This window comes from Halorarum sp. SLYT50 (assembly GCF_059821265.1).
The window spans coordinates 2422829-2442912 of the sequence record NZ_CM187555.1 but is presented as its reverse complement, the minus strand read 5'-3'; the positions used below and the strand labels follow the sequence as shown (position 1 = coordinate 2442912).

The 20084-nt window shown below is 72.2% G+C and carries 22 protein-coding genes; 14 read left to right on the top strand and 8 right to left on the bottom strand.

Translation table 11 applies throughout. From position 1 onward, the window contains the following. Positions 1 to 20: 20 nt before the first annotated feature. Positions 21 to 740, bottom strand: coding sequence for a DUF6663 family protein (locus AC6RUA_RS12745; RefSeq protein WP_499813380.1), 720 nt, complete (start codon positions 738 to 740; stop codon positions 21 to 23). Positions 741 to 842: 102 nt separating this feature from the next. After that, the gene (locus tag AC6RUA_RS12740) at positions 843 to 2297 is read right to left on the bottom strand and encodes a dihydrolipoyl dehydrogenase family protein (protein ID WP_499813379.1); all 1455 of its coding nucleotides are present in this window, start codon (positions 2295 to 2297) and stop codon (positions 843 to 845) included. Between the two features lie 150 nt (positions 2298 to 2447). On the opposite strand from AC6RUA_RS12740, the gene AC6RUA_RS12735 reads away from it, so the two are divergent. Both AC6RUA_RS12735 and AC6RUA_RS12730 read left to right on the top strand, forming a co-directional pair. Further along, positions 2448 to 3164, top strand: a complete 717-nt coding sequence (locus AC6RUA_RS12735; RefSeq protein ID WP_499813378.1) for a metallophosphoesterase — start codon at positions 2448 to 2450, stop codon at positions 3162 to 3164. After that, positions 3161 to 3391, top strand: coding sequence for a hypothetical protein (locus tag AC6RUA_RS12730; protein WP_499813377.1), 231 nt, complete (start codon positions 3161 to 3163; stop codon positions 3389 to 3391). The genes AC6RUA_RS12735 and AC6RUA_RS12730 overlap by 4 nt, the downstream gene beginning before the upstream one ends. Here the strand turns inward: AC6RUA_RS12730 and AC6RUA_RS12725 are convergent. Next, complete coding sequence (locus tag AC6RUA_RS12725; protein ID WP_499813376.1) at positions 3334 to 4611, bottom strand: NAD(P)/FAD-dependent oxidoreductase; 1278 nt, start codon at positions 4609 to 4611, stop codon at positions 3334 to 3336. The two genes, AC6RUA_RS12730 and AC6RUA_RS12725, sit on opposite strands and share 58 nt — an antisense overlap. Before the next feature lie 99 nt (positions 4612 to 4710). Here AC6RUA_RS12725 and AC6RUA_RS12720 point away from each other — a divergent pair, with 99 nt between their 5' ends. The 4 genes from AC6RUA_RS12720 (at position 4711) to AC6RUA_RS12705 (ending at position 8143) form a co-directional block, all read left to right on the top strand. Next, positions 4711 to 5892 (top strand): pyridoxal-phosphate dependent enzyme, encoded by a 1182-nt coding sequence (locus tag AC6RUA_RS12720; RefSeq protein WP_499813375.1) that lies wholly within the window; start codon positions 4711 to 4713, stop codon positions 5890 to 5892. A gap of 56 nt (positions 5893 to 5948) precedes the next feature. Continuing rightward, positions 5949 to 6656 (top strand): metal-dependent transcriptional regulator, encoded by a 708-nt coding sequence (locus AC6RUA_RS12715; RefSeq protein ID WP_499813374.1) that lies wholly within the window; start codon positions 5949 to 5951, stop codon positions 6654 to 6656. Beyond that, a complete protein-coding gene (locus AC6RUA_RS12710) occupies positions 6653 to 7360 on the top strand; it encodes a TMEM165/GDT1 family protein (RefSeq protein ID WP_499813373.1) in 708 nt (235 codons plus the stop codon). The genes AC6RUA_RS12715 and AC6RUA_RS12710 overlap by 4 nt, the downstream gene beginning before the upstream one ends. Before the next feature lie 99 nt (positions 7361 to 7459). Then, a complete protein-coding gene (locus tag AC6RUA_RS12705; RefSeq protein WP_499813372.1) occupies positions 7460 to 8143 on the top strand; it encodes a LysE family translocator in 684 nt (227 codons plus the stop codon). A gap of 12 nt (positions 8144 to 8155) precedes the next feature. Here the strand turns inward: AC6RUA_RS12705 and AC6RUA_RS12700 are convergent, their stop codons facing one another. After that, positions 8156 to 9190: a DUF7972 family membrane protein gene (locus AC6RUA_RS12700; protein ID WP_499813371.1), complete on the bottom strand. Its 1035-nt coding sequence runs from the start codon at positions 9188 to 9190 to the stop codon at positions 8156 to 8158. Between the two features lie 93 nt (positions 9191 to 9283). Further along, positions 9284 to 10318: a DUF7972 family membrane protein gene (locus AC6RUA_RS12695; protein ID WP_499813370.1), complete on the bottom strand. Its 1035-nt coding sequence runs from the start codon at positions 10316 to 10318 to the stop codon at positions 9284 to 9286. 90 nt (positions 10319 to 10408) lie between these two features. On the opposite strand from AC6RUA_RS12695, the gene AC6RUA_RS12690 reads away from it, so the two are divergent. After that, positions 10409 to 11455, top strand: coding sequence for an NAD(P)-dependent glycerol-1-phosphate dehydrogenase (locus AC6RUA_RS12690; protein WP_499813369.1), 1047 nt, complete (start codon positions 10409 to 10411; stop codon positions 11453 to 11455). Between the two features lie 45 nt (positions 11456 to 11500). Here AC6RUA_RS12690 and AC6RUA_RS12685 read toward each other — a convergent pair whose 3' ends face one another. Beyond that, positions 11501 to 12208, bottom strand: coding sequence for a M48 family metalloprotease (locus tag AC6RUA_RS12685; RefSeq protein WP_499813368.1), 708 nt, complete (start codon positions 12206 to 12208; stop codon positions 11501 to 11503). A gap of 122 nt (positions 12209 to 12330) precedes the next feature. Beyond that, positions 12331 to 12846, bottom strand: coding sequence for an NUDIX hydrolase (locus tag AC6RUA_RS12680; protein ID WP_499813367.1), 516 nt, complete (start codon positions 12844 to 12846; stop codon positions 12331 to 12333). Positions 12847 to 12970: 124 nt separating this feature from the next. Between AC6RUA_RS12680 and AC6RUA_RS12675 the strand changes: the two genes are divergently transcribed. The 5 genes from AC6RUA_RS12675 (at position 12971) to AC6RUA_RS12655 (ending at position 17223) form a co-directional block, all read left to right on the top strand. Then, on the top strand, positions 12971 to 13612 hold the full coding sequence (locus AC6RUA_RS12675; RefSeq protein ID WP_499813366.1) for a DUF420 domain-containing protein: 642 nt from the start codon (positions 12971 to 12973) through the stop codon (positions 13610 to 13612). Positions 13613 to 13765: 153 nt separating this feature from the next. Then, positions 13766 to 14476, top strand: coding sequence for an NAD(+)/NADH kinase (locus AC6RUA_RS12670; RefSeq protein WP_499813365.1), 711 nt, complete (start codon positions 13766 to 13768; stop codon positions 14474 to 14476). A gap of 130 nt (positions 14477 to 14606) precedes the next feature. Continuing rightward, the gene (locus tag AC6RUA_RS12665; RefSeq protein WP_499813364.1) at positions 14607 to 15059 is read left to right on the top strand and encodes a DUF7313 family protein; all 453 of its coding nucleotides are present in this window, start codon (positions 14607 to 14609) and stop codon (positions 15057 to 15059) included. Between the two features lie 65 nt (positions 15060 to 15124). Continuing rightward, complete coding sequence (locus AC6RUA_RS12660) at positions 15125 to 16114, top strand: NAD-dependent epimerase/dehydratase family protein (RefSeq protein ID WP_499813363.1); 990 nt, start codon at positions 15125 to 15127, stop codon at positions 16112 to 16114. A gap of 116 nt (positions 16115 to 16230) precedes the next feature. Continuing rightward, a complete protein-coding gene (locus AC6RUA_RS12655) occupies positions 16231 to 17223 on the top strand; it encodes an NAD-dependent epimerase/dehydratase family protein (RefSeq protein ID WP_499813362.1) in 993 nt (330 codons plus the stop codon). Between the two features lie 39 nt (positions 17224 to 17262). Here the strand turns inward: AC6RUA_RS12655 and AC6RUA_RS12650 are convergent, their stop codons facing one another. After that, a complete protein-coding gene (locus tag AC6RUA_RS12650) occupies positions 17263 to 17961 on the bottom strand; it encodes an HD domain-containing protein (RefSeq protein WP_499813361.1) in 699 nt (232 codons plus the stop codon). 242 nt (positions 17962 to 18203) lie between these two features. On the opposite strand from AC6RUA_RS12650, the gene AC6RUA_RS12645 reads away from it, so the two are divergent. Together AC6RUA_RS12645 and AC6RUA_RS12640 are read left to right on the top strand one after the other, a co-directional pair. Beyond that, positions 18204 to 18929, top strand: a complete 726-nt coding sequence (locus AC6RUA_RS12645) for an alanyl-tRNA editing protein (protein WP_499813360.1) — start codon at positions 18204 to 18206, stop codon at positions 18927 to 18929. Next, complete coding sequence (locus AC6RUA_RS12640; RefSeq protein WP_499813359.1) at positions 18926 to 19990, top strand: DUF3179 domain-containing (seleno)protein; 1065 nt, start codon at positions 18926 to 18928, stop codon at positions 19988 to 19990. The genes AC6RUA_RS12645 and AC6RUA_RS12640 overlap by 4 nt, the downstream gene beginning before the upstream one ends. The last annotated feature ends 94 nt before the right edge of the window (positions 19991 to 20084 follow it).

The following is a 20084-nucleotide window of genomic DNA, read 5'->3' as shown; positions in this document are numbered from 1 at the left end:
CGAGAGCCCGTCGGAAGCCGTCAAAAGTAGGTGTCTCGGACCGTCCGCGCGAGCAGTCCACCCTTCTCGAAGGCGATGTACACGACGACGAACCGCCCGTCCGCCGGGCGGAGGACGAACACCTCGCGCGAGCCCTCGCCGGCGTCCTCGTTGACCCGTTCGACCAGCGGGTCGAGCGGGGTCGTCCCGTCGCGGAACGCGGCGAACAGGTCGCGCCTCCCGGTCGCTCCGGTTCCGGCGGTCGCCGCCCGGCGGACCGGCGAGCGCGCGTCCCCGCCTCCGCCGTCGGCGAAGACGTACAGCGCGCCGTTCGGGTCGCCGTCGGTGTCGCGGGTGACGCGCGAGGCCATCGCGTCGCCCGCCGCGCGGGCGTCGTCCCACGCGGCGCGCGCGGCCTCGAACAGGTCCGTCACGCCGTCCGCGAACCGGTAGCGGGTGCGGCGCTCGACGCGAACCGACGCGAACCGCGCGTGCCCGTCGACCCACTCGAGGGTCGCCTCGACGACGTACCCCGACTCCAGCGCCGCCACGTCCGCCGCGAGCGCCCCCTCGTAGCCGGCGGCGGCCACCCTGACCGGGTCGTACTCGTCGGCGTCGCCGGCTCCGTCCCCCTCGGCCGCGTCGAGGGTGACCAAGACGAACGTCGGGCGGCGTTCCGACTCCGCCGAGTCGTCGCCCGCCGGCGTGCGCTCCTCCGGTCCGCTCACCACGCGGTACCGTCCCGCGGTCGTCGCCTCCATACGCCCGGTCAGGGGTCCGCCGGACAAGCCCGTGTCGCTTTCCGCGGGCGGAGGGCGGGGGCGGCGCCGTCGCGCTCGTGCGTCGGTGGCCGCCCGCCCCGTCTATCCGTCCCCGTCTTCCCCGTCGAGCGCCCCGCTCGCGTCCCGGAACAGTCCGTCGAGAATCTCGGGTGTCGTCGGGTGGTACGCCCGGTCGGGCAACTCGCGCACGTCGGCGCCGCGCTCGACGGCCACCTGCATCGTCTTCGCCATCACGTCGGCGTGGTAGTGGAGGCCCTGGTAGCCGAGGACCGTCCCGTCGTCGGCGTCGACGACGAGTCGGGCGAGTCCGCGGGCGGCCGCCTTGGTCTTGAACACGCCGTCCTGCTCGGCGCGGCGGGTCGCGACGACCGGCTCGTGGCCGGCTTCGCGCGCCGAGTCGGCCGTGTGTCCCACCCGCGCGTACGGGTAGACGGCCGCCGCGGCGAACATCACCTCGTGGGTGACGGGGTGGTACTCCTCGAGTTCCGGCGTCCCGCCACTCGTCTCGACTCGGGCCGCGGCGACGACGTTGTCGGCCGCCAGGAAGCCCTGCTCCTTGGCGACGTGCAACAGCGGCTGTCGGCCGTTCGCGTCGCCGACGACGTACGTCCGGCCCGTCTCGTCGTCGGTCGCGCGCATCGTCGCGTCGACCCAGCCCGGTCCGGGGTCGAGGTCCGTCGCGCCGAGGTGCAGGCCGCCGAGGTTCGGCCGGCGACCGGTGAAGACGAACAGGTCGTCCGCCTCGACCGTCGCCGCCTCGTCCGTCCGGTCGGTGTGGAGGCGGACGCCGCCGTCGTCCGTCGGTTCCAGCCGCTCCTCGTGCGTCTCGGTCAGCACCTCGACGCCGAACTCCTCGCGGTAGACAGCGAGCAGTTCGTCGCCGAACGCGGCGGGCGCGTCGTCCAGCGGGCGCTCGTCGTGTTCGACCACCGTGAGGTCGACCCCCGCCTCCGCGAGGTACGGGACGAGTTCGACGCCGACGTAGCCGAACCCCACGACGATACCCGACTCCGGGAGCTCGGTCGCGTCGAGCGCGTCCGCGCTCGTCCAGTAGTCCACGTCGTCGATGCCGTCGGTGTCGGGCGCGTTCACCGTCGACCCGGTGGCGACGACGACGTAGTCGGCGTCGAGGCGGTCGCCCCCCGACAGTTCGAGTTCGTGCGGGCCGACGAACCGGGCGTCCTCGTGGACGAACTCGACGCCGTCGTGTTCCGCCAACTCGTGGATCGCGGAGCGGCGGTGGGCCGCGAACGACGACGTGTGGCCGTTCTTCCGCTCGACGATCCGCTCGAGGTCCATCTCGGGGGGGTCGCCCGCCAGCCGGTCGTCGTGGCGGGCGCGGTAGCGGTGCTCGGCCGCCGAGAGGACTTCCTTCGAGGGCATACAGCCGCGGAGGATACAGAGTCCGCCGCCGGGGTCGCCCCCGTCCACGAGCGTCAGGCGGTCGAGGACCGCTCCCTCGCCGGTGTGGTCGGCGAGCGTCTGGGCCGCGGCGACGCCGGCGCTCCCGTACGCGCCGAGGATTGCGACGTGCATCGCCCGGGGCTTCTGCGGGGGGGACCAAGTAGCTGCGCCCCTCGTGCGTGCCCGACGGTGGGTCGGTCGCCCCGTCCCTCCCGCGTCGTCTCCGTCACTCGTCGGGTCCGCCCCGACAGCACTAACCTCCGACGCGGAGAAGCGCCGGCCGTGCTGAACGCGGCGTTCCGCGACCGGGCCGTCTACCTGCGCGAACACGACGCGCTCGTCCTCGCGGACCTCCACGTCGGGCGCGCGGAGGCGTCGGACGTTGCGGTCCCGTTGGACGAGGCGGGCGACCTCCGGGGTCGGCTGGTCGCGCTCCTCGACCGGTTCGCGCCCGCGGAGATGGTGGTCGCGGGCGACGTGCTCCACGAGTTCGGGCGCGCGAGCGTCGCCGCCGAGCGCTCGCTCGCGGCGCTCGCGGACGCCTGCCGCGACGCGGGTGCGCGACCGGTGCTCGTCCGCGGGAACCACGACGTCGTACTCGCGGACGTGTGGGACGGGCCCGTCCACGACGCGTACGTGCTCGGGGGGGAGCCCGACGCCGGCGGACCCACCGTCGTCCGGCACGGTGACGAGACCCCCCCGACCGACGAGGACGCGGCGCTGTACGTCGTCGGCCACGACCACCCCACCATCGACGTCGAGGGGCGACGCACGCCGTGTTACCTCTACGGCGAGGCGGCGTATCGCGGCGCGGACGTACTGATGCTCCCTGCGTTCACCCGACTGGCCGGGGGCGCGGAGGTGAACGGAATGCGCGCGAGCGACTTCCGGAGTCCCCTCGTCACCGACCCCGACGCGCTCCGACCGCTCGTCCGCGCCGAGGACGACGACGAGACGCTGACGTTCCCGCCGCTCGGGGCGTTCCGGCGGCTGCTGTGAGCGCCGTGGACCCGAACAGCGAGGGACTCGGTGGCGTCGGCCCGAAGTCGAGCGCCCACCGGGGGCTGGAATCGGCGCTCCGCGCCGCCGCCCGGGTCGACTGGTCGCGCCTCCCGGTCGTCCGCGTTTCGACCGACCCCGCCGCGATTCCCGCCGAGGCCCGGGCGCGTCAGCGGCCGTCGAGCGCCGCCCGCGCGGCCGTCCGCCCGCTCTCCATCGCCCCCTGAATCGACGACCACTCGGTGTACTCGCCGGCGAGGAACACCGGTCCGTCGGGGGCGGTCACGTCGGGCAGGCGCTCGTGGATTCCGGGCGGCTGGTCGAACTGCGCGAAGCGGATGCGGTCGGTGTGCAGGCGGTCGAGTCCGTCGAACGTGCGCTCGGGGAACCACGCCGCGAGCGCCGCGCGCGTCTCCGCCGCGAGCGCCGAGGCGTCGTGGTTCAGCGCCGCCTCGCCGAGGAACGTCGCGCACAGCAGTTGGCTCCCCGCGGGCGCGTACTCGGGGGCGACGTCCGTCAGCGGGACCACCACGTTCGGCGCGTCGTCGTCGGCGTTGAGCAGAATCTTCCGGCCGGTCGACAGCGGCGTGTCGTCCGGGAGCGCGTAGTACTGCGCGACGGACGGACGCCCCTCCGTGGGGACGGACTCGACGCCCGTCAACTCGCGCGCCGCCGGCGGGTCGGTGGCGACCACCGCGGCGTCGGCGTCGAGTGCGCGCTCCGTCGTCTCGACGCGGACACCGTCGCCGGTCTGCTCGACAGTCTCGACGCCCTCGCCGAGCACGAGGTCCGCGCCGGCCGCGCGCGCCCGGTCGGCCAACTGGCGGGTGATGGCGCCCATCCCGTCGGCGGGGACGGCGATGTCCCCCGTCGAGAGCGCGCGGAACGTGGACGCGAACACGTGTTTCGACGTGGACAGCGAGCGGTCGAGCGTGATGCCGCCGTAGAACGGCGCGACGAAGTTGCGGCGGTAGCGCCGCGAGAACCCCCACTCGCGGAGGTACTCCTCGATGGACTCGTCCGAACCGGAGAAGAACCACGACTCGGGCTTGCTCGTCAACTCGCGCCGGAGCGCGAGCGTCCGGAGTTTGTCGCTCGTCGTCACCTGGCGGTTGAACGCCGACTCCACGAGGCTCCCCGGGTCGCGGAACGGGTCCGCGAGCGCCGCACGAGTGCCCTCCGCGCCCGAGCAGACGACCGCGCCGGGCGAGAACCGCCGGAGCGAGAGCGCGTCGAGGTCGAGTTCACGCTCGACGGCCGGGTAGCCGGTGAACAGCACCTGGAACCCCCGGTCGAGGACGAACCCGTCGCGCTCCCGCGAACGGACCCGTCCGCCGACCTCGTCGCGTCGTTCGTAGACGGTCACGTCCGCGCCCGCGTCCGCGAGGTGTCGCGCCGCGACGAGACCCGCGAGGCCCGCCCCGGCGACGGCGACGCTGTCTGGCATGGGCCGACGTTCGGCCGCGTCGTACAAATGCGTACCCGCGGCGCCGCCGGCCGCCGGGAAACCACTACACCCTTGCGCGGGCGGACCGTCGGGCCGCCCATGGAGACGACGGAGGCGTTCCGGGGGCTGACGTGTACGGCCTGCGGGGAGTCGTTCGACGCGGACGAGCACGGTCGCTGTCCGGCGTGCGACGGCCCGCTGGACCCGACGTACGACTACGACGCGCTCGGGGCCCTCGGCGCCGACGCGCCGCTCGCGGGCGACGGCCCGGGACACTGGCGATTCGACGCGCTACTCCCGTTCTCGGCGGACGCCGGTCTCACCGCGAACGAGGGGGCCACGCCGCTCGTCCGGGCGGACGCGTTCGCGGCCGAGTTGGGCGTCGAGTCGGTCGAACTGAAAGACGAGGGGCGCAACCCCACGGGGACGTTCATCGACCGCGGGATGAGCCTCGCGGCGACGGCCGCCGCCGAGCGCGGGGTCGAACCGCTCGCGCTCGCGGCCGCGGGCAACGCCGGCCAGTCGGCCGCCGCGTACGCCGGCCTCGCGGGCCTCCGGTCGTACGCGTTCGTCCCCTCGCGGACGGCGTTCTCGAACAAGGCGATGGTGAACGTCCACGGCGGCGAGATGCGCGTCGTCGGCGGGCGGTACGGCGACGCCGCCGCGGCCGTCGACGAGCAGTTGGAGACCGACTACCACTCGCTCCAGGAGTTCACCACGCCGTACCGCCACGAGGGGGCGAAGACGCTCGCGTTCGAACTGCACGCCGAACGGGGGACGCCCGACGCGGTGGTGCTCCCCGTGGGGACGGGCGAACTCCTCGTCGGGGTCGTCAAGGGGTTCCGCGAACTCCGCGACGCGGGCGTCGCCGACGCCGTCCCGCCCGTCTACGCGGTCCAGCCGGAGGGGTGTGCGCCCGTCGCGGCGGCGTGGGAGGCGGGCGCGGACGCCGTCGAGCCGTGGGAGACGCCAGACACCATCGTGGGCGAACTCGAGATCGAGGCGCCGGTCGGCGGCCACCTCGCGCTCGGGGCGCTCGAGACGGCGGGCGGCGACGCGCTCACCGTGAGTGACGACGACGCCCTGGAGAGCGCGGTCACGGCGGCGCAGTCGACGGCGATGGAGGTGGGCGGTGCGGGCGGCGTCGCGCTCGCGGGCGCGTGGCGACTCGCGGACGCCGGCCGGTTCGACGACGACGACGGCGTCGTCGTGGTGAACCCGGACGCCGGCGTGAAGACGCCCGACGTGCTCCGGAGCCACCTGATGGGTCAGGGCGTCTAGCGCGCCGCGTTCGACCCGCCGACTATAAGGATTAGCACCGTCTAATCCCGGACGAGATGCTGAGCGACGTGATGGAGGACTACCTGAAGGCCATCTACGTCCTCGAGTCCGAGGACGGAGCGCCGGTGTCGACCTCCGCCATCGCCGAGCGGTTGGGCAAGACCCCGCCCACCGTGACGAGCATGCTCGAGAAACTGGCCGAACGGGGCCTCGTCGAGCGTGAGAAGTACAAGGGCGTCGAACTCACCGACGAGGGGCGGACCGTCGCGCTGGAGGTCATCCGCCACCACCGTCTCATCGAGGCGTACCTCGCCGAACACCTCGACTACTCCTGGAGCGAGGTCCACGAGGAGGCGGACGCGCTCGAACACCACATCAGCGAGGCGTTCGAGCGCCGGGTCGCGGAGGCGCTGGGCGACCCGGCGGTCGACCCCCACGGCGACCCCATCCCCGGCGTCGACCTCGAACCGCCGAACGGCGACGACTCCTGGCCGCTGAGCGACGCGGCGGTGGGCGACCGGGTCGTCATCGCCCGCGTGAGCGACCGCGACGACGACGAACTGGAGTACCTCGAACGCGCCGGTATCACTCCGGGGACCGTCGTCGAGGTGGTCGACGTCGCGCCGTTCGGGATGGTGACCGTCGTCGCGAACGGCGACGAGCAGAGCCTGCCCGAGCGGGTGGCGGCGTCCGTGCGCGTGCGCGCCGCCGAGGCCATCAGGGACAACGGCGGTTCGGTGGACGAGGGGACGAGCGGCGCGTGACCGGATACGTCGAAATCCTCGTCGTGGCAGCGGTCGCACAACTCGCCGTGCTGCCCGGCGAGAAGGTCCAGTTCATCATCGCGGGCCTCTCGACGCGGTACCGACCGGCGGTCGTCGTCGCCGCCGCCGGTAGCGCGTTCGCCGGGTGGACGGCCCTGGAGGTCGCGTTCGGTGCCGCCATCCAGCGGGCGCTCTCGCCGTTCCTGCTCGACGCGTTCACCGCGGCGATGTTCCTGATGTTCGCGGTCCTGCTGCTCCGCTCGGCGCCGGCGAAGGGGGCCGGCGCGCACGCCGCCGAGACGGACGGCGGAAACGCGCTCGTCCCCGACGTCGCGGGCGAGGTCACCGTGCTCGGCCGCGAGTTCTCGGGGACGCTCGGGAGCTACCTCTCCATCTTCGCGATGATGGCCGCCGGCGAGTTCGGCGACAAGACGCAACTCGTCACCATCTCGCTGGCCGCACAGTACGGTGCCACGTCGGCCATCTGGGCGGGCGAGATGCTCGTCATCGTCCCCGTGAGCCTGGCGAACGCGTACGTCTTCCACCGGTTCTCCCACAGCTTCGACGTGCGGAAAGCCCACCTCGCGGGCGCCGCCCTGTTCGCCTTCTTCGGCGCCGACACCCTGCTCGCGATGGTCACCGGATTCTCCGTGTGGGAGACGGTCGTGGGCGCCGCATCGGACGCGGTGCTCGCGCTGGCGTGAGTCCGTGCCTCCGCGGACGGTGCCGACCGACGCCGACCGCGGGTCGTTCCCGGGACGCCCACCGCGGCGCTTAACACCGGCGTCCGCCTCCGCCCCGACGTGGCAACCCTCCCCGTCACCGTCGCCGCCGGGGTCGTCTTCGGCCTCGCGCTCGCCGCTCCGCCGGGACCGATGAACGCCGTCATCGCGGAGGAGAGCGTCGTCCGCGGTCGGGTCGCCGGCATCCGCGCCGGTCTCGGTGCGGCGGCGGCCGACTTCACCTTCTTCGTGCTGGCGCTCGTCGGCGTCGTGAGCGTCGTGGAGCGCTACCCGCTCGTCCGGGGCGGGATGGTCGGCGTCGGCGGACTGTTGATGTTGTACTACGCGTACGGGGCGACCCGCGAGGTCCGCGGGTCGTTCCTCGACCCCGACCCGGCCGTGGAGGCGTCCGCGGGCTTCCGCAAGGCGTTCGTGCTCGCGCTGACGAACCCGTACCAGCTGCTGTTCTGGCTCACCGTCGGCGTCGGCCTGCTCAGACCCGGGCGGGTCGACGTGTTCGCGGAGGCCGGAGTGGCGGGCCTCGCGGGCGAACTGGTCGTCGAGACGGGGAGTCCGGCGCTGCTCGTCGGCTTCTTCGGCGGCATCGGCCTGTGGGTGACGGGGTTCCCGACGGCGCTGGCGGGCGCGCGCCGAAGAGTGGAGGCGCTCGCGCCCGTCGTGGCGGCGTTGTCCGCGCTCGTCCTCGGCGGGTTCGGCGTCGCGTTCCTGCTCGACGCCGCCGGGACGCTCGGCGCACTCGCGTGACTCGGGCGGGAGTCAGTCGTCCGCGCTCTCCGGTCCCGACCGCTGCGAGGCGGGCGTACGCGCCTCCGAGAGCGGCCGGTGGCTCCGCTCGCCGATGATGAACCCGCCCGAGGCGGTCGTCTGCTCGGAGATGATCGCCGTCCGCAGGACGTAGGCGGTGAGCACGATGAACGGCGTCAGCGCGACGGCGTACGCCACCCCGAGGAACAGCACGAGGTTGGCGATGCCGAGCGTCGTCCCCGCGAACGACTCCGCGTTCACGGCCAACAGGACGTACGAGATGAACAGGATGGACGGCAGTCCCGTGTACAGCAGGTCCCGCGAGAGGTACGAGAACTCCCGCTTGTAGTAGATGGTCTTGAAGTACTCCCGCGCGGTGGCGAAGTACTGGAGCGCGTCCACCACCTCGTCGATGCGCTCTTTCGCGTCTTCCGAGAGGTCGACGTCGTATCCCCGGAGGAGGCGCGCCTCCTCGATGAACTCCGTGGGGTCGTACGCCGGGCTGAACAGCGTGACCGCGAACGACCCGGTCTCGGAGTCGAGCAGGTCGTCCGTGTGGTCGAGCGCCCCGTGAGTCCCCTCGACGAACTCCTCGAAGTCCTGGCGGGCTTCGTCGTCGAGTTCGTCCGGGACGTCGATGGCGTCGAGTCGTTCCCTGACCCCGTCTACGAGCGACATGAGGAACACACCCGGCCGCGCCGCCGACTCGGTCGACCCGAACTCGGAGGCGGTCCGCTGACGGAACTCCCACGAGTCGGAGATGCGGTCGTACTGGTCGCCGATGGGCGTCAACTCCTGGGAGACCACCAGCGAGTTGACCGAGACGACGACGGAGACGAGCAGGATGATGCCGCTCAACAGCGTGTTGAACAGTGTTTCGACCGTGTTCTGCTCGTTCAGCAGGTCGCGCATCCCACCCGGTGCGAGCACGCCGAGGACGACGAGGAACAGACACGTCAGCGCGAACAGGACGAGCGCGACGACGCGTCGCTTCCCGGTGATGAGAAACCAGTCGAGGGGGCGTCTGAGGAACGGCCGGAGTTTCATAGGGGGTAATCCACGTGGGACCGTTACAGATGTGTTAATTGATTACGACACATTAAGCAAAACGGTTCCGGACTCCGTTGCGTGTGGACGCGGTTAGTCGTCCGCTCCCTCCGGTCCCGACCGCTGCGAGGCGGGCGTACGCGCCTCCGAGAGCGGCTGGTGGCTCCGCTCGCCGATGATGAACCCGCCCGAGGCGGTCGTCTGCTCGGCGACGACGGCCGTCCGCAGGACGTAGGCGGTGAGCACGATGAACGGCGTCAGCGCGACGGCGTACGCCACCCCGAGGAACAACACGAGGTTGGCGATGCCGAGCGTCGTCCCCGCGAACGACTCCGCGTTGACCGCGAGCAGGACGTACGAGATGAACAGGATGGACGGTAGCCCCGTGTACAGCAGGTCCCGCGAGAGGTACGAGAACTCCCGCTTGTAGTAGATGGTCTTGAAGTACTCCCGCGCGGTGGCGAGGTACTGGAGCGCGTCCACCACCTCGTTGATGCGCTCCTTCGCGTCTTCCGAGAGGTCGGCGTCGTATCGCCGGAGGAGGCGCGCCTCCTCGATGAACTCCGTGGGGTCGTACGCCGGGCTGAACAGCGTGACCGCGAACGACCCGGTCTCGGAGTCGAGCAAATCGTCCGTGTGGTCGAGCGCCCCGTGAGTCCCCTCGACGAACTCCTCGAAGTCCTGGTGGACTTCGTCGTCGAGTTCGTCCGGGACGTCGATGGCGTCGAGTCGTTCGCGAATCCCGTCTACGAGCGACATGAGGAACACGTTCGGCCGCGCCGCCGACTCGGTCGACCCGAACTCGGAGGCGGTCCGCTGACGGAACTCCCACGAGTCGGAGATGCGGTCGTACTGGTCGCCGATGGGCGTCAACTCCTGGGAGACCACCAGCGAGTTGACCGAGACGACGACGGAGACGAGCAGGATGATACCGCTCAACAGCGTGTTGAACAGTGTTTCGACCGTGTTCTGCTCGTTCAACAGGTCGCGCATCCCGCCCGGCGCGAGCACGCCGAGGACGACGAGGACGACACACACCAAGACGAACAGGGCGAGCGCGACGACGCGTCGTTTCCCGGTGACGAGGAACCAGTCGATTGGACGACGGAGCGTCGAGCGGACTGCCATGCAGCCTCTATCGGACAGAGGGGGACAGGTGTAGTGTCCAGTTGCGTTTACATGGGAAGCCCTTTGCCCCGGCGCGGCGATTCGAGTGGCATGTTCGGGAAGACGACGTGGATAAAGCTCCCGCGGAACGTCCTCGTCGGACACGGGGTGCTCGACGAGGTGGGGGACGCGGTGGCGGAACTGTCGCTGGCGGGCCGGCCGCTGCTCGTCACGAGCCCGACGCCCGACGCCATCGCCGGCGACCGACTCCGCGCGCAGTTCGACGGCGCGGCGAGTACGACGGTCGAGTCGGCCAGTTTCGCCGAGGTGGCGGGCGTCGTGGAAGCCGCGGAGGCCGCGGGCGCGACGTACCTCGTCGCGCTCGGCGGCGGCAAGCCCATCGACATCGCGAAGATGGCCGCCGACGAACTCGGCGTCGGCTTCGTCTCCGTCCCGACGGCGGCGAGCCACGACGGCATCGTCTCCGGGCGGTCGTCCATCCCGGAGGGCGACAGCCGCCACTCGGTCGCGGCCGACCCGCCGCTCGCGGTGGTCGCCGACACCGAGATCATGGCCGACGCGCCGTGGGACCTCACGACCGCGGGCTGTGCGGACATCATCTCCAACTACACGGCGGTCAAGGACTGGCGGCTGGCCCGCCGGCTGAAGAACGTCGAGTACAGCGAGTACGCCGGTGCGCTCGCCGAGATGACCGCCGAGATGCTCGTCGACAACGCTGACTCCATCAAGCCTGGGCTGGAGGAGTCGGCGTGGGTCGTCTCGAAGGCGCTCGTCTCCTCGGGCGTCGCCATGTCCATCGCGGGGTCCTCGCGGCCGGCGTCGGGCGCGGAACACCTCTTCTCGCACCAACTCGACCGGCTGGCGCCCGGCGCGGCGCTCCACGGCCACCAGGCCGGCGTCGGCTCCATCATGACCGAGTTCCTCCACACCGGCGAGAAGGGGCAGTGGCGCGCCATCCGGGACGCGCTCGCGGACCTCGGCGCGCCGACGACGGCGGCGGACCTCGGCGTCGACGAGGAGACGGTCGTCGAGGCGCTCACCACCGCCCACGAGATTCGCGACCGCTACACCATCCTCGGCGACGGGATGAGCGAGTCGGCCGCCCGCGAGGTGGCGTCGTTCACGGGCGTCGTCTGAGCGGGCCGACACCGGGGAGCGGGCGAGCGCCGGGACCGGGCGCGTTCAGTCGGCGCGCTCGCCCGTCCCGGCGCGCGGGGCGTCCCGCTGGGCGGCGTCGAGTCGCGCCAGCCGGGCCGCCAGCGCCGGGTGCATCGAGAGGCGCGCGAGCGGTCCGGCGTCGTCGTCCGGGAGGTGACCAGTCTCGGCCAGGCGCGCGAGCGCGGCCGCGAACGCGTCGCCCGCGGCCCGGGCGGCGAACGCGTCGGCGTCGAACTCCGTCCAGCGCGCGACCCGGACCGAGAGGTACGCGAGCGGGAGCGCGAGCGCCGCGCCCGTCCACAGCCCCGCGGCGCCGTAGAGGGTCGCGTCGACGGCCCACGCGACGGCGTACGCGCAGGGGACGCCGACGCGCAGCGGGACGTGTCTGCGCGCGAGGTGGCCGTACTCGTGGCGGACGACCGCCGCCGCCTCCGCGGGCGGGAGCGCGTCGAGGAGACCCGTCGAGACGAACACCCGGCCGTACCGGGGCGAGAGCCCGGCCGCGTACGCGACGACCCGGTCGTCGGTGTCGACGACGGCGACCCGGTCGGCGGGGACGCCGACCGCCGCGACGGCGTCGGCGACGGGAGCGGGCAGGGGGCGGACCCGCTGGGTCCGTGCGACGACTCGCGGGGCGATGTGGACGCCGAGCAGACCCGCGACGATGAGCGTCCACAGTTCCCACCAGTCGAGCATCCACGCCGCGACGGCCGAGAGCGGCACGCCGCTCATGGCTCGCGGGCGAGGAGCGGGAGACGGGCGGGACGCCGGAGGGACGACACGGGGACGAGTGGGTCGCATCGCGTTGTATGTCTTTCCCCGTCGGGGGCCGGGGAGGGGTGTCACCCGACGGGTCACAGCGGATACTCGGCGACTTCGGGGTACAGCAGGTCGTCCGGGTGGTCGGCGACCCACCGGACGGCCGCAATCTCCCCGTCGCGCGGGTCCGCCTCGCCGCCGGCGTACTCGGCGTCGAATATCGCGATGAGGCGGTGGAGCGCGGAGCGGTCGGGAGCGCGGACGACGATTCGGTGTGCCGTCAGGACGCCCGCGAGTTCGACGGCGACGCTCGCCTCCTCGCGCGTCTCGCGCACGGCCGTCTCGGCGAGCGACTCGCCGGGTTCCTGCTTCCCCCCCGGTTCCGACCACGCGGTGTCGCCCTCGTGACGCACCACGAGCGCACGGCCGTCGCCGCGACGGACCCACGCGCCCGCGCCGCCGACGGTGCCGGCGTCGAACCGCTCCCGGTCGCGGTCCCAGTCGTCGGGGGAGACGTCCCACTCCTTCCGTTCCAGGGGAAACACCCCCCACTCGTCGCGGAGGCGTGCGAGCGCGTCGTCGACGGCCGAGCGCGACGCGTCGGTGACCATACACGACCGAGCGACGAGAGGACGGTAAGTGTTGGGAGCGACCGCGGCGCGTAGACCCGTTCGCCGTGCAGCGTGCGAGCCGCGAACCCGAAGACGCAAGACCGGTCGTCGCCAACGACCGGCCATGGCAACTGCCGACGCCTCCGGGGCGTTCCGGGCGATGAAAGAGCACCCGCGCGCCACCGTCGCGGTGCTGTCGGTCGTCGGGTACGCGCTCGTACTCGGGACGTTCGCCGGCGTCGTCCCGGGGTCGGTGTTCCCCTCGCTCACCGAGGCGCAGGTGAACCTCCTCAGCCACGCCATCGCCGCCGTGAACACGGTGACGACGGTGCTGCTCGTGCTCGGCTGGCGGTGGATTCGCCGCGGAGAGGTGCGCAAGCACGCCGCCGCGATGAGCGCGTCGTTCGGCCTCATCGTGCTGTTTCTCGTCCTCTACCTCGCGAAAGTCGGCGGCGGTCCCGGCGAGAAACACATCGTCATCCGCGAGACGGCGTTCCTCGGGGCGTACGCGGGCACGGTCGAACTCGGCTACCTCCTCATGCTCGCGGTCCACATCGTCCTCTCCGTCGTCGCCGTCCCGGTGGTGCTGTACGCCCTCGTGCTCGGCGTCACGCACACGCCCGCGGAGTTGCGGACCGAGACGCCCCACCGGCGCGTCGGCCGCGTCGCCGCCGGGACGTGGATACTCTCGTTGACCCTCGGCGTCGTGACGTACGTGATGCTCAACTGGGTGTACGCCTACGAGTTCGTCCGGGTCGCGCGGTAGGCGCGGTGAGTCGACTCGCACACCGCTCGACTCGGTGGCCGACCCCTCCTCGTCCGTCCCGCGCGTCCGGTACTCGGCAGACGGCACGCCGCCCCGTTCGCGGCGGCGAACCGACCCACGGCCGTTAAGTCCGCCGGGGGAGAACCCCGGACGATGACCGACCTCCGGGTGGCGGTTACGGGTGACGACGCGGCGGTTCGGCGGACCGTCGAGGGCGCCGGGTGGACGGTCGTCGCGCCCGACGCACCCGGCATCGACGCGCTCGTGACGGTCGGCGAGCGAGCGCTCGTGGACGCGGCGCTGGCGGACCCGGCCGCGCCGCTGGTTCCGGTCGACGCCGGGACGAGCGAGCACGCCGTCCGGGCGGCCGACCTCGACGCAGCGCTCGACGCGTTCGCGTCCGACGGGGGGCGGACGGTCGACCACCCGCTGCTGGTCGTCCGCACGGGCGGCGAGCGGGTCGCGCGCGCGCTCTTCGACGCGAGCCTGATGACGAACGAACCGGCGGGCATCTCCGAGTACTCCGTGTACGCCGGCGGCGAGCGGCTGGACGGGTTCCGCGCCGACGGGGTGGTGGTGGCGACGCCGCTGGGGAGCGCCGGCTACGCCCGCGCCGCGGGCGGGCCGTTGCTCGCGCCCGGGACGGGACTCTCCGTCGTGCCCGTCTCGCCGTTCGCGACCCGGACCGACGCGCGGGTCGTCGGCGGGGCGGCGAGCCTCCGCGTCGAACGCGACGACAGCGAGGTGTCGCTCGTCGCCGACGACCGAGTCGTGCGGACGGTGCCGCCCGGCACGACGCTCGACGTCCGCGCCGAGGGGAGCGTCGAACTGTTCGAGGCCGGCGCGCTCCCCCGGTCGCGGTGACCGACGGTCGGGCGAGCGGCGCCGCGCCGGCCGACGACCGGACGGCGAGCGCCGCGACCGACCGACCGGGAGGCGGTGAGTCCACCGCCGATTGGAAAGCTACTAATGAGTCGTGGTCCGAGGGTCCAGTATGCAACCGCTACCGCTGGAGTTCCTCGTCCCGCTGGGGGCGCTGGAGTCCGTCGCGGGGGCCCTACCGTTCGTCATCATGGCGCTGGTACTGGTGAACCTCGAGACGCGCGTGCTCGCACAGCGCTCGTACGCCGAGGAGGCGGACGAGAACGACGGCGACGAGCCCCTCTCGCGGTACCTCCCCCACGAGGCGATGAACGTGCTGCTCGTCCTCCTCTCGTTCGCGTACCTCGTCGTCCACCCGCACGGCGGCATGGTCCTGTCAGTGCTCGTGCTCGGCATGGTCATCTCGGACTTCTTCGAGTTCGAGGCGCGACAGGTCGAGGCCCGAAACGGGATGGAACTCGAACGGCCGAACAGCGCGCTCTTCGCGTCCGCGCTGGTGGTGCTGTACGCCGGGTTCCAGTCGCTGTTCTTCGTCGTCGAACCCATCTGGTCCCAGATCATCTGAGCCGGACCGACGGCCCGACGACCGCGATCCCCACCTTCTTCCCCGCCGTCGCCGACCGACCGCCCATGGAGTCAGCCCTGTTCGTCGGCGGTACCCGGTTCATCGGTCGCCACGCGGTGGAAGACTTTCTCGGCGCCGGCTACGCGGTCACCACGCTCACCCGCGGGGCTCACGAGGACCCCTTCGCCGACCGCGCGAACGTCTCGCGCGTCGAGGGCGACCGGACCGACCGCGACGCGCTCGAACGCGCGCGGGACGCGTCCGACCCGGACGTCGTCGTCGACACGGTCGCGATGCACCCCGGCGAGGTCCGCACCGCGACCGACGTGTTCGCCGACGCGCGCTACGTGTACGTCTCCTCGGGGAGCGCCTACGCCGGCGACGACGTGCCGATGCGCGAGGACGAGACCCCCCTCCACCCGTGCGACCCCGACCAGGAGGACGACGACTCGGTGGAGACGTACGGCCCGCGCAAGGCCGAGGGCGACCGCGCGGTGTTCGACGCGGCCGCCGACGGCGTCGAGGCGATGTCGGTCCGCCCGATGCTCGTCTACGGCCCCCACGACTACACCGAGCGGTTCGGCTACTGGGTGCACCGCGTCGGGGAGTACGACCGCGTACTGGTGCCGGGCGACGGCGGGTCGCTGCTCCACCGGGCGTACGTCGAGGACGTCGCGCACGCGCTCCGCGTCGTCGCCGAGGACGGCACCCCCGGCGAGGCGTACAACGCCGCCGACCGGAACACCGTCTCGCTGGAGCGGTCGCTCGACCTGGTCGCCGAGGCGCTCGACACCGACTACGAGGCGGTCCACGCGAGCGGGCGGGAACTGGCCGCACGCGGCGTCGACCCGTCCGACTTCCCGCTGTACACGCCCGCCCCGGCGGTCGTCTCGACGGAGAAACTCGCCACGCTCGGCTGGGAGTCCACCCCCCGGGACGAGGCCGTCGCGCGGACGGCCGAGGCGCACGTCGACGCCGGCGTGACCGGTCCCGACGACGCGCTCGACCGGGAGACCGAGGAGCGCGTCGTCGACGCACTGACCGGCGGCGACTGACCGCGGCCGACCCGGTGGCACGCGACCCGAGCGGCCGCGCCGCTCCCGACGGACCGGGCCGCGGCAATCGACCCGCGGACCGCCGGCTTTTCGACCGCGCCGGACGACCAGCGAGCATGAGCGACACCGCGCTCGTCGTCGGCGGTACCCGATTCATCGGCAGACACGTCGTCGAGGACCTGCTGGAGCACGGTTACGACGTGAGCATCTTCAACCGCGGGAACCACGAGAACCCGTTCGCCGACCGCGAGGGCGTGACGCACGTCGAGGGCGACCGGACGGACGAGACCGACCTCCGGGCGGCGAGCCTGTCGGTCGAGCCGGACCTCGTAATCGACTGCGTGGCGTACGAACCGCGCGAGGTGGAGACGGCGGTGGACGTGTTCGCCGACGTCGACGGCTACGTGTACGTCTCCTCGGGGAGCGCCTACGCGGCCGAGGAGATACCCAAACGCGAGGACGAGACCGCGCTGTGCGACTGCACCGCCGAGCAGGCGACGGACGACTCGATGGAGACGTACGGCCCGCGCAAGGCCGAGGGAGACCGGGTGGTGGCCGCGGCGGCCGCGGACGGCGTGAACGCGATGTCCGTCCGGCCGTGTATCGTCTACGGTCCCCACGACTACACCGAGCGACTCGACTACTGGCTCGACCGGGTGGAGGCGTACGACCGGGTCGTCGTCCCCGGCGACGGGACGAACCTCTGGCACCGGGCGTACGTCGAGGACGTCGCGCGCGCGCTCCGCGTCGTCGCCGAGGACGGCGCCCCCGGCGAGGCGTACAACGTCGGCGACCGCCGCCTCGTCACGCTGGAGGAGACGGTCGACCTGGTCGCCGAGGCGCTCGACACCGACTGCGAGGTGGTCCACGCCAGCGACCGCGAACTGTCGACCGTCGACCTCTCGACGACGGACTTCCCGCTGTACCGGGAGTACCCGCACGTGCTCGACACGAACAAACTGGCGGCGCTCGGGTGGGAGTCGACGCCGCTCCGCGAGGCGATGGAGCGGACGCTGGCGGAGCACCGCGACGCCGACCGCGACGGACGCGAGCAGGGCCCCGACCGCGAGGCCGAAGAGCGCGTCATCGGCGTGCTCGATACCGTCTGAGACGGCGGCCCCAGCCGGAGCCGTCGTCGAATCGACCGGTCAGTTCCCGCCGAGATCGTCGGGTTCCCACTCCATGCCAGCCACCTCCTCCTCCAGCCACTCGCGGAACCACCGTACCCGCTTGAGTCGTTCGTGTGCGATGGACTCCGCGGTGTCCGACTCGACGCGGGCGACGTGGTCCTCTCCGCGCTCGTACACCCGCTGGACCATCCGGGCCGTGTCCATGTGCGTGCGCGCCTCGTACCCCATGCGAAGGAGCATCAGCGCGGTGCCGTTCGCGCCGATCTTGTCGAGCAGGTCCGCCTCGATGAGACAGCGCGTCTCCAGCGGGAGGTCCGACAGCGGCCCCTGGTAGGAGTGTTCCGTCACGGCCGTACACACCTCGTCGACGAACGAGTCGGGGTAGTCGCCGTGCGCGGTGAGGAACTCGCGGGCGACGCGCGCGCCCTCGTCGGCGTGCGCGTCCTGTTCGGCCTCCAGTTTCGCCACGTCGTGGAACACCGCAGCCACGCGCACCACGTCGGCGTCGCCGCCCTCGCGGTCGGCGATGCGCTCCGCGAGGTCGACGACGTTGAGGATGTGGTTGAACCGGTACTCCGCGGAGTGCCACGGGTACCACCGCATCCGCCCGCCGTCGTCCTCGCTCTCGACGGAGGCCGCGAGGTACTCGCGGACGAACCGCTTCATCTCCGCGAACTCCTCGTCGGTCACCTGCGACCCCTTTATCTCGACGCCCACGGGTCCCACCTCCGCTGTCCGCCCGGTCCGAGAGAGAGGCGTGTCGTTCTCATTACGCGAAATGACGTGTGTTTCGTTCTTAGGCGTTACGACAAGGCTAACGGCGACGCGGGCGGGGGAACAACGGAGCGAAACCGTGGTGAACCGACGGACTCCGGCGAGGCGGGCGCTCGGGAGGACGTCCGCCGGGTCGCTCCGCCGCGGAACCAACCGCTAAGTACGCGCCGGTGCGTACCTCCGACGTGACCGACCAGCTCTACCTCGCGGACAGTTCGGTCCGGGAGTTCGAGGCGACCGTCGAGCGGGCGTTAGACGACCGGGTCGTGCTCGACCGGACCCACTTCTACCCGACCGGCGGCGGTCAGCCGCACGACACGGGGACGCTCCGGTTCGACGGCGGCGAGGCGCGCGTCACCGCCGTGACCAAGAAGGACACCGTTTACCACGGCGTCGACGGGACGGTCCCCGCGGAGGGGACGGCGGTGACGGGGGAACTCGACTGGGGGCGGCGGTCGGCGCACATGCGCTACCACACCGCCCAGCACCTCCTCTCTGCTGTCCTCCTCGACGAGTTCGAGGCCGAGACGGTCGGAAACCAGTTGTACGCGGACCACGCACGCCTCGACGCGCGCTACCCCAAGTTCTCCGAGACCGACCTCGCGGACGTGGAGGCGCGCATGAACGACCTGGTCGACGAGGACCTCCCGGTGCGTCACTACACGATGGACCGGGAGCGCGCCGAGGCGGAACTCGACACCCAGCGCACCCGCATCGACCTGCTACCCGACTCCATCGCGGAGCTACGCATCGTCGAAATCGGCGACGAGGACGACCCGTTCGACCGGACGGCCTGCGCGGGGACGCACGTCTCGGGGACGGGCTACCTCGGCCCGGTGGAGGTGACGGGCCGGACGACGCAGGGGAGCGGGAAGGAGCGCGTGACGTTCGTGCTGTCGCGGGAGCGATGACCGTCCGGCGGGTGATTCCACGGGACGCCATCCCCTCCGTCGAGGAACCGTCGTTCCGCTCCGCGGACGAGTACGACGGCGCCCCGGACGACGAGGTGCTCGTCGTCGAACCGGAGTGGGCGGACGAGGGGGAGAGGGCGGCCGCGGCGCGCGCGTACCCGGTCCGCTCCCTCGACTACCACGAAATCGTCAACGACGTCGTCGCCGGCCGACCGGTCGCGGTGACGTGGTGCCCCCTGTGCGGGAGCGCGGTCGTCTACGACCGCCGCGTCGGCGACCGGACGCTGGAGTTCGGCGTCTCCGGGAAACTGGCCGACGACGACCTGGTGATGTACGACCGGGAGACCGACAGCGAGTGGAAGCAGTCGCTCGGGGAGGCCATCGCGGGCGAGCTGGCCGGCGCCTCGCTATCTGTCCTCCCGGCGCCCGTGTACTCGATGCGCCGGTTCCGCGAGCGCTACCGAGACGGTGTCGTGATGGCGCCGCCGGGCGGCGAGAGCGAGGCCGCGAGCGACGACGACGCCCCGGCGAGCATCGACTACGACACCAGTCCGTACGAGGCGTACTTCGCGGCGGAGGGGTTCGGCCTCGCCGCACACCGCGGCAACGGGAGCGGCGAGCGGGAGTGGTCGCTCGACTGGCTCGACCCGAAAGCGGTCGTGCTGGGGTTGGAACGCGACGGCGACGCGGTCGGCGTCCCGGTACCGGTGCTCGACGGACGCGACGGGGAGACGCACGGGGACGAGAACGGTCGGGGAGCGGCGACCGACGCGGGTGGCGTCGCGACGGTCGGCGCCGGTGGCGTCGACGCCGTCGTGTTCGCGACGGCGGACGGGATACACGCGTTCCGCGACCCCGGGTACGACTGGGAACCGCGCCGGGGCGGGTTCCGGGGCGGCGGCGCGCTGTGGGACGGCGCGACAGGTGAGACGGTCGACCAGCCGGCCGCCCACACCGGCGAAGCGTACGCGGGCGACGCGCTGGAGCGACTCCCCGCAAAGCGCCTGTTCGCGTTCGCCTGGGTCGACGACCACGGGCCGGAGACGCTGTACCGCGGGTGAGTCGGGGAAAAGTACACCGCCGTCCGACCGAACCCCCCGACGCACGCGTGCCTCGCGGCCGTGCGAACGCCCGCGGCGGGTCCCACGAACTCGC

Bases quoted from the DNA above. Each gene is read 5' to 3' on its own strand.
- AC6RUA_RS12745 (WP_499813380.1), bottom strand. From the start codon at position 740: ATGGAGGCGACGACCGCGGGACGGTACCGCGTGGTGAGCGGACCGGAG.
- AC6RUA_RS12740 (WP_499813379.1), bottom strand. From the start codon at position 2,297: ATGCACGTCGCAATCCTCGGCGCGTACGGGAGCGCCGGCGTCGCCGCG.
- AC6RUA_RS12680 (WP_499813367.1), bottom strand. From the start codon at position 12,846: ATGGTCACCGACGCGTCGCGCTCGGCCGTCGACGACGCGCTCGCACGC.
- AC6RUA_RS12675 (WP_499813366.1), top strand. From the start codon at position 12,971: ATGGCAACTGCCGACGCCTCCGGGGCGTTCCGGGCGATGAAAGAGCAC.
- AC6RUA_RS12685 (WP_499813368.1), bottom strand. From the start codon at position 12,208: ATGAGCGGCGTGCCGCTCTCGGCCGTCGCGGCGTGGATGCTCGACTGG.
- AC6RUA_RS12640 (WP_499813359.1), top strand. From the start codon at position 18,926: ATGACCGTCCGGCGGGTGATTCCACGGGACGCCATCCCCTCCGTCGAG.
- AC6RUA_RS12725 (WP_499813376.1), bottom strand. From the start codon at position 4,611: ATGCCAGACAGCGTCGCCGTCGCCGGGGCGGGCCTCGCGGGTCTCGTC.
- AC6RUA_RS12660 (WP_499813363.1), top strand. From the start codon at position 15,125: ATGGAGTCAGCCCTGTTCGTCGGCGGTACCCGGTTCATCGGTCGCCAC.
- AC6RUA_RS12665 (WP_499813364.1), top strand. From the start codon at position 14,607: ATGCAACCGCTACCGCTGGAGTTCCTCGTCCCGCTGGGGGCGCTGGAG.
- AC6RUA_RS12655 (WP_499813362.1), top strand. From the start codon at position 16,231: ATGAGCGACACCGCGCTCGTCGTCGGCGGTACCCGATTCATCGGCAGA.
- AC6RUA_RS12700 (WP_499813371.1), bottom strand. From the start codon at position 9,190: ATGAAACTCCGGCCGTTCCTCAGACGCCCCCTCGACTGGTTTCTCATC.
- AC6RUA_RS12670 (WP_499813365.1), top strand. From the start codon at position 13,766: ATGACCGACCTCCGGGTGGCGGTTACGGGTGACGACGCGGCGGTTCGG.
- AC6RUA_RS12695 (WP_499813370.1), bottom strand. From the start codon at position 10,318: ATGGCAGTCCGCTCGACGCTCCGTCGTCCAATCGACTGGTTCCTCGTC.
- AC6RUA_RS12690 (WP_499813369.1), top strand. From the start codon at position 10,409: ATGTTCGGGAAGACGACGTGGATAAAGCTCCCGCGGAACGTCCTCGTC.
- AC6RUA_RS12715 (WP_499813374.1), top strand. From the start codon at position 5,949: ATGCTGAGCGACGTGATGGAGGACTACCTGAAGGCCATCTACGTCCTC.
- AC6RUA_RS12720 (WP_499813375.1), top strand. From the start codon at position 4,711: ATGGAGACGACGGAGGCGTTCCGGGGGCTGACGTGTACGGCCTGCGGG.